We start from the raw sequence: 10,770 nt of genomic DNA on the forward strand, positions 1-10,770 counted from the left end.
TAAATCGACAAGCCGCTGACACCTTGTCGATTTAGGAACCATGTTCGGGTCTAGTTTTGTAGGAATGAAATGAAGGGTGTCGAATATTTCGCTTTTCGAAACAATTGAATAGTTTGTCCCATCAGAAAAAACGGGTGATTAGGTCCTTTGTCCCTCAGCTTCTGATTCAGCAGGACTATATAAGCTCGACATAAGGCATAATAATTTCTGATTGCCTAATTTCCTTCAATTAGAAGATTAATATATACTATGGAAATATAATAAAAATTATACTAAAACGGTAAATTAATGTAATAATGCCTATGTTATTTATTAACATAATTCCCTTTGATATAATCATTTTGGTAAAAGAGAGCATTTGAGTAGGTTAATCCCTCTGATGGGTGCTTTTTTTACCGTGATAAAAGATACAGGACAGAGAGCAATGCTATGATTCTGGGAAATCATACATACATTCTCTGAATTGAATACTAGATTTTACTACTAGAATTAACAGGGAGGATACAATTTATTATGGCTTACCAATCCAAAAATTATAAAAAGTTTATTGCATCATCTATGACAGCTGCTATGGTTGCTTCTGCAGTGGCACCAGCTGCCAGCTTCGCAGCTTCTGATTTTAAAGATGTAAAAGCTGATAACTTCTACTATGACTATATTACTGCTCTTGCAGATGCTGATATCATCGATGGCCGTCCTGACGGAACATTTGACTTAGGCGGAAAGATCAACCGCGCTGAAGCATCTAAAATGGTGGCAAACATCCTTAAGCTGGATACAGACAAAGCTCCAGCTGCTAAATTTTCTGATGTAGATCAGTCTAAATGGTACGCAGAGTACATCAATGCTCTTTATGCAGAAGGCCTTATTGATGGTAAAGGAGCAGGCAAATTCGACCCTAACGGTACATTGACTCGCGGCGAGTTCGCTAAAATGGTTGTTGATGCTTACGACTTAACTTTAAATGCTAATGGCCCGAAAGCTAACTTCACTGATGTAAAAGCTGACAAGTGGTATGCTGACTATGTTGCGATCCTGTTCTCACATGAACTTGTAACTGGTACTACAAGCACTACTTTCTCACCAGATGCTCAGATCAAGCGTGCAGACTTTGCCAAGCTTCTGACTGAAACTGACTGGGAAAAAGGCTCTACTCTAGAAAAGCCAAATGCGGCTCAAGCTTCTGTTGACAGCGTAACAGGCGTTAACGCAAAAACAATCGAAGTTAAGTTCACAAAGGCAGTAGACACTAAAACTATTGACGCAATCACTCTGGAAGCTGGAACAGGTGCTTCTGATGCAGGTACTGTTTCTAAAGAATTGAGTGCAGACGGCAAAACATTGACACTGAAAGCTCAAAAAATCTTCAAGGGCAGCTACACAGTAAAGGTTCCTTTCGAAGCTGTTAAAGATACAGACGGCGAATTCGTTAAGCCTGTAAATGCAAAAGTAACTGTAAACGATACTGCAGCTCCAGTCCTGACTTCTGCAGCAGCAGCGATCAAAGATACAGCTGACGGAGTCAAAAAAGTAACATTAACATTTGACGAAGAAGTTTCTTCTATTGAAACAGTTAAAATCAATGGTACTAACTACGATGCTGTTGTTGCTGGAAACAAAGCAACTGTAGCAGTTAACCTTGATGCAACTAAAACTTACGATGTTACTGTTGTAAATGCAAAAGATGCTGCCAACAACGTGAAAGCAGTTCAAACAAAGGCACTGACACTATCTGTTGACAACGTAGCTCCTTCAATCACAAGCGTAACAGCTGCTGGTGAAAACCAGGTTAAGGTTGCAGTTGATGAGGATTTGAAGGATAACAAACTTACTATCTCAGGTAAGGTTGGAACTTACACTGCTAATATTGTTACAGAAGCAGTAGTAAACCCAGAAAACAGCAAAGAGTACATCGTTACTCTGAATGACAGCTACCTTTACAAAAACGGAAACTCTGACACTGTAACTCTGACAGTTGCAAAAGATGCTTTGTCTGACGAAATCGGCAACACAAATGCTGCTGAAATCACTAAAACTGTTACAGTTAACAAAGACGTAACAGCTCCTTCAGTTGTAAAAGTAGAAACGTCTAAAACTGCTGGTAAAGTAACTTCATTCTCTGTGACTTACAGTGAGGAAGTAACAGTTAATGAAGCTGGCAAGATTTCTGTTGTGAACTCTAAAGGGGAAATTCTTTCTTCTGGCCAGGTAGTTACAGATGCAAAACTAGCTGCTAACGATGCTAAGACTGTCGTATTTACACTTGCTAGCGATCTTAAAGCAGATAAATACAGCTTCGTACTTGCAGAAGGTTATGTAGCAGACAAAGCACTTGCACCTAACGACAGCGCTAAACACGAATTCTCAGTAGATGTAACAGAAGACGGCCAGCCTGTAGAAACAACTTTTGAAATCGAAGACGCGGATGCAGTTTCCAATGTCATTACTGTAGATTTCGGTGAAAAGGTACTAGCTACTGGAACTGGTTCAGCTCTAAACCCTGCTGCATACACAGTTAACGGAACTGTGCTTCCAGCTGGTACTGATATTGCTTTCAAGAAGGACAATGGTGCCGTTGATCAGACAACAGTAGAAATCACTCTTCCAGAAGGCTTTGTAAAAGCTAGCGACGCAAAGGCGATCTTCACTGTTACTGGTGTAAAGACTCTTGATAACAAAGAGAGCCTGCCGTTCACTCAGACTCTGGAAATCACTGATAACACAGCTCCAGAAGTAACGTCACTTACTGTGACAAACTTGACTGAAGTTACTGTGGCATACTCAGAGAATATCGCTATTACTGGTACTAACCCTTCCATTGCTGATGAGATTTCACTGCTTGATAGCAAGGGTGCAGTGGTTGCCTTCACTAATCCTAAAGTTGAAAATGGCAAGCTGGTATTAACTGTTGCAGATTCTTCAAAAGTTAGCTCTTTGGCTACTATCAAAGTAAATGCAGAAGATGCTAACCTCAAAGACGCAGCTGGAAATGCCCAGAAATCTGGTTTGAGCGTAGTGAAAAAATAATTATACCTTCTCGTAAGGTATGCATACCAAAGAACCCTCCTGACGCACTTGCTGCCGGGAGGGTTCTTTTTATAAAAAGCCAAAATTTGAAAAAGTGCCAGACTCAGTTATTATGATAATAGTTTATATAAAGCAGACACAGCTTCCAGTGGCAGAAGTTATTAAAAATTATTCATGCAAGCATATTTTAATACTAATTGGTACTGTTTTAGTGGTACTATAGTTCTAACAAATATCCTATATTAGTGAGGGAAGGATCATGAATTTAAGTGAATACCTAATTGGTGATAGCCTGCAGTCTTTTCGTCAATATAAAAATATGAGTACGAAAGAGCTATCCGAAGGGATTTGTACGGAGGAAGAGTTGATCTCATATGAGAAGGAGAGAGACTACCCAAGCCTTGAAATCCTTAATCAATTATTGAACAAGCTTAGCATTGATCTTACATATTTCTTTAACGTCGCCTCAAAATCTTCTATTAATTACTCTACAGCAGTCATGCAAATTATAAATAAACATAAACGAACCTGGAACTATGAAGCAATCTATGAAATCGTGCAAAAAGAGCTCAATAATCCAATTTTTCAGCCTGTGTTGTTGAAACAGTTTCTTCTTTGGCACCAGGGCATATGCGTTTTCTACTTGGAAAAGGATAAAGAAAGGGCAATCAGCCTTCTGCATCAGGCGATTGATTTGACTAATCCCAAAAGGGAGAATTTGTCTGAGCGGGAGATTGAGATATTGACGAGTGTTGCACTTTTACATAGAGATACAAAGGATTATAGGGAGGCAATCTCAATCTTTAAGAAGGCATATGAAGATTTAGAAAAACTCCCACATATACTTGATCCCAGAGGAAAGGTCAGAGTGTTGTTAGGTCTTGCCCAAACACTTACGGAGATTGAAGATTATAATGAATCATTGATCTTTTGCCAGAAAGGGATTGATCTGTGTATTCATGAGGAAATCCTATTTCTCTCAGCTAACCTATATTATCAATATGGAGAAAATCTTATAAAATTAGGCAAAGTAGAAAAAGGAAAAGAATATATTAACAAATCAATATACATTTTGAAATTACAGAGAAATGAAAAATTAGTGAGAATCGTTGAGAGTGAATTGGAAAATTTATTAACTTGATGGTAAAATATACAATAAACATATGAGATAGGGAGGTATTTTCTATGAAGAAAATTCTTTTGGCAGGTACAATGGCTCTAGGGATAATAGCTTTAGGCTCCTCACTTTTTAATGGGTATTCTGAACAGGCTGGCTTACCATCTGAACATAGCTTAATCAAGTCTTCTGGTGTTCAAGGTAGCGGGAACGTTACTATTTTTGGTTTGCCTTCTGAACACTGATTAAGTTGAGCAAAATAACCCTATATAACTAGCAAAGAAGAGCTCCTTCTCATCTGAGAGGAGCTCTTCAATATAATTGAAGTAACATAAATAATAATACAGATATTTACAGTGAACTAATGAAGGTTTTCTCTTGAACAGAAATAATTCACTTCTTATCTCTCAGAATCTTATCCAACAACCCCTGATTCCGCTCAACCACTTCCTTAGTTTCCTCAGTCAACAGCTTGTATTCCACAACTCTGCTCTCATCGCTAATTTCAGCTTCAATGATATCCCCATCTTTAATTCCCGCGGGCAGCTGACCTGCCTGGACGATAACTCTTTCATTTTCGTCATTGCGAGGCAGGAGGATAGTAATTTCGCCTTCTATTGCTTCAACGATATATGCCTTCATCTTATTTGTCTCCCGTTATAGAATATCCGCTGTCAGTGGATTGTACCTTGATATTTCCATCATTATAAGTGCTGAATAGCTCAGAGCCAATTGATTGTAATCGTTGGATGACGGTTGAGTACGGGTGTCCATATGAGTTTTCCCCATATGACAGGATTGTAAAAGCAGGCTGAACCGCCCTTAGGAAATTTATAGATGAGGATGTATCTGAGCCGTGGTGGCCAGCCTTCAAAATGTCGGCTGATACATCAAAGCTATGAAGCATATCCTCTTCATTTTCAACAGTTGCATCGCCTGTCAGCAGAAAACTGACATCTTCATGGACGATTTTCAATACGATTGATGACTCATTCAAGCTGGAGCTTTCATTCGCTGAATTCAGTACCCGTACAATCAGGTCTTCATCAATGTTCAAATATTCCCCCACAGAAGGAATTTCAAGCGGGATTCCCTTTAGGTCAATGAGTGACAGATATTCTGAATAAGTTTCTGTTGTATGGACTTTCCCGCTGTCCAATACTTTTTTTACAGGAAACTGCTTTAACACGTCAACGAGTCCACCGATGTGATCTGCATCAGGATGGGTAGCTACCATTAGATCAATGGAGTTGATGCCTTTTTGCTTTAAAAAGCTGATAACCTCATCACCTGCATAGCGGTTTCCTCCATCGATCAATATATTTTTCCCATTTGGGGTTTTAATTAGAATGCTGTCTCCCTGGCCGACATCAATAAAAAAGGCGGTGATTTCACCGCCAGCTGCTTCTGCATCTGTATTTCGAATAATCCGTGCAAGGAATGATGCAAATTCCGCCCGATTAACATTTGAATTAGGCCTGAACGTATTGTCCGGGTACCCTCCGGTAATGTTATTTTTAACCATGATCTGGATCACACCGTATGCCCAGTGCCTGCTTGAAACATCCTTAAAAGAGATGGTGCTTTTACCAGAAAGCTCATATGCCCTTACAAGCATAGCCGATAACTCGGCCCTTGTAATTGCTTCGTTAGGCTTAAAGCTCCCGTCTGTATAGCCTCCCATAATTCCTTCCTTTGCAATCGCCCCGATTGAAGCATAAGCCCAATGTCCAGAAGAAACGTCTGTGAATGAAGGCTTGGAAGGGGATAAGCCAAGGTGGCGTGTAATGATTGCAGCTGCTTCCGCACGAGTAATGCTTTTCTTAACGCCAAACGATCCGTCTGAATAACCGCCAACGAGGCCCATTTCATAGAGCAGATTAATATTCGCTTCAGCCCAATGGCCGCCTGTGTCCGTAAAAAGACCTGCAGGCTCCGGCTGTGAAGGGATCGGTTCCGGAGTCTCCCTAATTATATCTCCGTTACTATCATGATAATGATATTCACCTGTTTTGAGTCCATATTGAGCGCAATTGGTCCAGCAGGTATGGCCCCCGCTTGAATCCGTTCCTCCAGGTGATGCTGACGCATTTGATAATGGTATGAAAAAGAACGTGATGGCAATAAACAATGATGCTAGCTTTTTCATAGTAACCTCCCAATAATCTTGTAATTCCGGAATTATTGTAACAGAAATGTAATGTGAAAGGAGGAAGAATACTGGAATGGATTCATTTACCACGGAGAGTGAAATAAGAAAAAACACTTGGAAGAATCCAAGTGTTTTAAAATGTTCTCTTTTTGTCAATTAGTAGTCAAAGTAATTGTGTTTGATGGAGCAGATAAATTATTCCTGCTTGCGGTTATCCCATCAGCGATTGCCAGGACGAATACCTTATAGTCAATGTTCGGCTGAAGGAGTCTGCCTGAGATATCAACGGTATCAGACCGAAGCGTCAATTGAGAGGGCTGATTTTTTTCAACCCATAGATTGATGTTATTACGGACTGCATTCGCTGTGTTCAGGTCAAAGCCAGCAGCGTCTGATTCTTTGACAATCATGATTTCATACCTAATGATGCCTGAATCGTCACTAGGCTTGTTAAAGCTGATATTTAGATCGGAACCATTTCCATTGTTTGAGATGTCAGCTGCTGTAACCTGGGCAGCCGCGTTAACCTGAACATCAAGCAGCAGGAGAGGCTGTGATGCTAGTGAAAGTGCATTTGAACTGGGATTTCCTGCCGCCGAAACGCTCAGGACAAAAAACTTGTAGGATTCTCTTGTCCTGATAAGCTCTCCATTGGCATCTTTAGCATTGGATGCCAGCCTTTTCACTATATCGCCGCCGGTTTTGGTGACTCTGGTGTAATTGGCAGCCGCAGTCCCATTCGCCCTCGCTAAATTGAACGATGAAGCTTCTGCTGTTTTTACAGCAATAATCCTGTATTCAGTTATCTTGCTTTCGTCTGCTGCTTTTGTGAAGGAAATTTCAATGTCGCTTGAGTTTCCGGTATCTGCTACATCAGCGGCCTGCACGTTTCCAACTGGGTCAGCTGTACTGTTTCCTTCAAGCGTAACTACAGGCGAAGCGGATGATAATGAATTATTGGCTGTGTTCCCTCCTGAAGAAACGGAAAGTACAAATACTTTATAAGCGACTCCTTCTCGTATTACTTCACCATAAACATCCCGGGCAGCAGCTGAAAGGGACGTCCTGATGTTGCCGCCAGTTTTAGCTGCAGTTGTGTAATTTCGGGAGGCAACGGAATTTGCAGCAGCCAGGTTAAAGGAAGCTGCCTGGGATGACTTGATGACCAAGATCCGGTAAGAGGTAATATTGTCTTCTTTTGAAGCCTTATTAAAGGTGATTTCCAGATCTCTTCCATCGCCCAAGTCGCCTATATCACTCGCTTTTACATTGGATACTGCAGAGGCTAATATATTGTTGGCAAGAGTTACCGAGCCTGATGCTGAAGACAATGAATTTTTATAGTCATTGCCCTGGCTGCCCGCGGTAAAAATAAAGACGCGGTATGGGATGCCCTGTTGTATATAGTTTCCGTCCACGTCTCTGGTGCCGGATTGGAGATTCAATGTGATGTCTGCTCCCGTTTTATTTACCCGGGTATAGTTGGATGAGCTCACATAAGAAGCCTTTGCCAAACTGAAATAGCTTGCATCTGAAGCTTTAACAACCATGACCCGATATTCGGAAACACGGGACTCAGATGCCGCCGGCTTAAAGCTGACCTGCAGATCGCGCCCGTCTCCAAAATCCGATGTATCCTTCACTGAAACACTGGAAGCACGGATTTCCTCCGGTTTTGAAATTAGCGTAAGATCCGAAGATGGGGAAGACAAAGAGCTGCTGAATCCCCAAGTTCGGTCACCTATTGAAACAACAAACAGCTTATACTTTATACCCTCCTGTATGAAGGTGCCGTCACTATCTCTCGTGCTGCTTGCTAATGTCTGCTTTATATTCTGTCCATTTTTGCTTATGGCAGTATAATAGGAAGAAGGTACTTGCAGGGCTGCCGATAGATCAAATGAACTCGCTTTGCTGGATTTTACAATAATTGCACGATAATGATCAAGGCCGTATTCATCAGAGAGGCGGCTGAACGACATCTCAATATCCCGTCCATCCCCATAATCACTGGCATCCTTGAGTTTAACCCCTGACACCTTTCCTGCTGTAAAGCGATCCTGAAGGGTGATGGCGGCAGAGCTTGATCCCAATATTCCTCTTGAATGGCTTACTGAAATGACAAATATCGTGTAGGAAATGTCGTTCCTGATTATCTCGCCATCAGAATCCAATGTTCCATAAGACAGATTCCTGCTTACTGTATTTCTGCTGTCTGCAGCATCCAAATAGCGGTTTGCCGGCAGTCTGAATGCATTGTTAACATTAAAAGCTGCAGCCTTTGATGTTTTAACAGCTATTAATCTGTAAAAATCGATAGCAGAATGATTTCCGGGCTGCTTAAAGCTGACATTCATATCCCGGGCATCTCCAAAATTTCCTGTGTCAGAAGCCGTCAGCTCAGAAACTGTATAGCTGGCTGATTTGATGTCCACTCTTTTATCTTGATGGCTGTATGCTACCTCACTCCCCAATGCAGTACTTACAAACCGGATTGGGACAAGTGTGCGGCTGTTAAGAATCTGAGCCGGAACATCCATTGTGGCGCCCTGGCTATTGATCTTTGCCCGCGGTGAACCTATTTTTATCTCAATATTTGTTCCGCCTTTTTGGGCAGAGATGGTTTTGGTTTTCGCGCTGTAACTCACCTTAGAGTCCAATGCCTCAAAAATTGAGCGCAGGGGAACCAAAACCCTCCCGCCGATAATAACAGGAGCCTGGTCAGCAGATAACTGCTTATCATCTACATAAATCTTAATCTTCTTATCAGCAGCAAAAGAAGAAGCCGGAAACAAAGACACAACTAAAAACACAAACAGGATCAACACCCTCATAAACTTCCTTGGCATAATGCCCTCCTATAATGGTCAAATATAGATTATTTTACAATATATAGTAGTAGTTGTATAGATGGGGGTTGTATAGGTGACAGGTACCTCCCGAAATTTGTCGAAGCCTTTATGATAGGGTTTTGGAGTGGCTAAGAAGAAAAAATGGGTGCCTGTCACCTATACCACTTTTGCACACCTAAAAAAACAGGAGCAATTGCTCCTGTTTAATCAACTTTTACTATTATATGGGACCATCTTGAACTGTATCGGATATCTGGTCCATAGATATTAATATAGTAATAGCCTGGTTCTGTGAAGGTGAGTTTCTTTGAAAACTGCTGATTTTTAACCGGTGCTTTCTCCTGGTTTATGATCTTCCAGTCAAGATTGCTGTATTTAGAAGTATAAAATGTGAATTCGTCTACCGGTAGATTCTTTTCGCTTACCTTTATCTTCCCTTGAATTGTAAGGGTGTCGCCTTTCGACAACGTTAGATAGCCTTTAGCCGGTTCAGTAATTTCTAAGCCTCTATCATCTGAAATTGGAACTGGAACATCCTTTTCCGGCTGCCAAAGAAATTCTAGTGTTTTGCTTCCCATGGATACAGCTGTTACTTGTACAGGATTTATGCCAGGATGCAGATTTATAGAAAATTTAACGCGATTGAATGTCTTGCCATCCATACTAATCCCTTTTTCAACAACTTGCCCCGTAGAACCTGTCCAGCCATTCAATCCTGTGCTTGTCATATACTGCGGCGCATAAAGTCCTTCTTCAGAAAGAACAGTAAAGCTGGTTTTTGAGCTTTCTGCCTTGATGCGTGGCTTTGATAGATCTATCCTCTTCTCGCTCCATGCCCATTTAAGCGTTCCATTTTGATAGGAAGCACTTATTCCGAGCACTGATAAACTTTTAACAGAAAGATAGACCCTTCCGTTCAAGTTAAAAGGTTCAGGAATGGGTGGTTCCGGCCATGCTGTTCCATCTTCCCCATACATATAAGGCTTGCCTACCCTGAATTCGGCCTTCCTATTCAAATATTCTTCCTTCAGCTCAATCCGCACGGCTTGATTTTTGGCAATCCATTGAACTGACCCCATATCTAAATCGCGGATAAGTTTTAAAGGTACGTATGTCCGGCCATTCCGAATTAGAAACGGATCAGCAGAGATGGTTTTGCCATCAAGCTGGGCCTTTGCAGAGTTCTTTTTCATGATTAATTCATGCCGTTTTAAATACATTTTAGCTGCATCATCAGTGGCATCTGCTTTCACTGGGGGGGTAAATAAGTTTGCCAGCAGCAAGACGAGCAACGTGGTGGATAATAATAGTTTTTTTGCCATACTTCTCCTCCTTATCTTTGGAAATAGACGTAAGTGGCGAAAAAAAGTTACAAGAGTTTTCTTGTTGTCTGCGTTATTGTGTTGAAGGGACCCCAAAGTCAGGTTTGAAAGAGACAGTGAATTATAAAAGGATGAAAGGGAAAAGGTGATTCGCTGAAGGTCATGTCTTGTCCCTTTTTTATTTGCAAAATGGGCCAAGGGGTCTGACCCCCCGGCCCACTTGAACCGACCCCCCCGGCCCATTTTGCGGTTGCTGTTTTCTGAAAATTATTGTAAAATTTGGTTACGTATTGCAAGCGG

Annotated in this window: 7 protein-coding genes; 3 read left to right on the forward strand and 4 right to left on the reverse strand. The window is 41.3% G+C overall.

Going from position 1 to position 10,770, the window contains the following annotated elements; genetic code table 11:
* The first annotated feature begins 513 nt into the window (after positions 1-513).
* The 3 genes from LCM00_RS15605 (at position 514) to LCM00_RS15615 (ending at position 4,389) form a co-directional block, all read left to right on the forward strand.
* Positions 514-3,027, forward strand: a complete 2,514-nt coding sequence (locus tag LCM00_RS15605; RefSeq protein WP_224903776.1) for an S-layer homology domain-containing protein — start codon at positions 514-516, stop codon at positions 3,025-3,027.
* Positions 3,028-3,286: 259 nt separating this feature from the next.
* The gene (locus LCM00_RS15610) at positions 3,287-4,168 is read left to right on the forward strand and encodes a helix-turn-helix domain-containing protein (protein ID WP_224903778.1); all 882 of its coding nucleotides are present in this window, start codon (positions 3,287-3,289) and stop codon (positions 4,166-4,168) included.
* A 44-nt stretch (positions 4,169-4,212) separates the two neighbouring features.
* On the forward strand, positions 4,213-4,389 hold the full coding sequence (locus LCM00_RS15615) for a hypothetical protein (RefSeq protein ID WP_224903780.1): 177 nt from the start codon (positions 4,213-4,215) through the stop codon (positions 4,387-4,389).
* Between the two features lie 148 nt (positions 4,390-4,537).
* Here the strand turns inward: LCM00_RS15615 and LCM00_RS15620 are convergent, their stop codons facing one another.
* From LCM00_RS15620 to LCM00_RS15635, 4 genes are all read right to left on the reverse strand, one after another.
* Entirely contained in the window at positions 4,538-4,786 is a 249-nt protein-coding gene (locus tag LCM00_RS15620) for a DUF3006 family protein (protein WP_224903782.1), read from the reverse strand.
* Position 4,787: 1 nt separating this feature from the next.
* Positions 4,788-6,293: an S-layer homology domain-containing protein gene (locus tag LCM00_RS15625; RefSeq protein ID WP_224903784.1), complete on the reverse strand. Its 1,506-nt coding sequence runs from the start codon at positions 6,291-6,293 to the stop codon at positions 4,788-4,790.
* Between the two features lie 155 nt (positions 6,294-6,448).
* On the reverse strand, positions 6,449-9,145 hold the full coding sequence (locus LCM00_RS15630; RefSeq protein ID WP_224903786.1) for a copper amine oxidase N-terminal domain-containing protein: 2,697 nt from the start codon (positions 9,143-9,145) through the stop codon (positions 6,449-6,451).
* A 206-nt stretch (positions 9,146-9,351) separates the two neighbouring features.
* Entirely contained in the window at positions 9,352-10,470 is a 1,119-nt protein-coding gene (locus LCM00_RS15635) for a stalk domain-containing protein (protein ID WP_224903788.1), read from the reverse strand.
* Between the last annotated feature and the right edge of the window lie 300 nt (positions 10,471-10,770).

The sequence above is a fragment of the Bacillus infantis genome (genome assembly GCF_020171945.1).
GTDB lineage: Bacteria > Bacillota > Bacilli > Bacillales > Cytobacillaceae > Bacillus_AB > Bacillus_AB infantis_A.